The organism is Mesorhizobium sp. M1307 (assembly GCF_040318155.1).
GTDB lineage: Bacteria > Pseudomonadota > Alphaproteobacteria > Rhizobiales > Rhizobiaceae > Mesorhizobium.
The window spans coordinates 1-1,050 of sequence record NZ_JAMYLR010000109.1; the positions used below are offsets into that span (position 1 = coordinate 1).

Genomic DNA, 1,050 nt, shown 5'->3' on the forward strand with positions numbered 1-1,050 from the left:
GCTAGCGGCAGCCGATAGAAGCTCAGCGTCTCCTCGATGTTATCTTCCACCCAGTTGACCAGCTTCGGGTATTTGGCCTGCCATTTGGCGATCCACTGCGCCAGGTCGCGTTTGACCTCGGCAAGGTCGCGCCGGTCGTAGAACCATCTGAGCTCCATCAGGCAATCGTCGTCGACCTTGCGCGGCACGTAGTCGAGCGCGTTTCTGAGGAAGTGCACGTAGCAGCGCTGCCAGACCGCTTCGGGCAGCACTTCGCGGATTGCCGCCCTGAGCCCCGGATGGTCGTCGGAGACGACGAACTCGACGCCGGCGAGCCCGCGATTCTTGAGCCCCGTCACGAACTCGCGCCAGCTCGAATGGCTCTCCCGGTTGGCCAGCTCCACGCCCAGAACCTGGCGCCGGCCCTCCCAATCCACGCCGATCGCCACCAGCACCGCCTGGCTGGCGATCACGCCCGCCTCGCGAGCCCGCTCGTAGCGCGCGTCCAAAATGAGATACGGATAGCTTTCCTCGAGCCGCTGCGTGAAGAACGCCTTGAGCGCCTCATCCAGCCGCATCGTCGCCTCGCTCACCGTCGAGGCCGAGAAAGAGTGGCCGCACAGTTCCTCCGTCACCGCCTTCACCTTGCGGGTCGAAACGCCCTGCACGTACATCTCGACCAGCGCCGACACCAATGCCTTCTCCGAACGCTGGTAGCGCTCAAACAACTCCGTCGAGAACCGGCCAGCCCGATCCTGCGGAACGCGAAGCTCCAGCACCCCGACCCGCGTCACCAGCTTGCGCTCGTAATAGCCGGACCGGTAACTCGTCCGCTCCGCCGTCCGCTCGCCTTTCTCGGCCCCGATCGCCTCCGTCATCTCGGCTTCAAGAACCTCCTGCACGACACTCTGCAATGCCTGGCGAAAGCCGTCCTCATCCGACAACAGCAACGCTTTCAACTCGCCTCTGCTCAGTCTAACGTCTCGATTGGTCATGGCACTTCCCCTTCCACGGGAATCGGTGATCGCAACGTCACCACCGTGCCATGGCCGCTCGCCCCTCAGAGCAAGC

Annotated in this window: 1 protein-coding gene; it reads right to left on the reverse strand. The window is 63.9% G+C overall.

Translation table 11 applies throughout. The features are described from left to right. The coding region (locus NKH16_RS34840; protein ID WP_352903972.1) for an IS256 family transposase at positions 1 to 974 on the reverse strand (974 nt) is incomplete at its 3' end. Positions 975 to 1,050 lie beyond the last annotated feature (76 nt).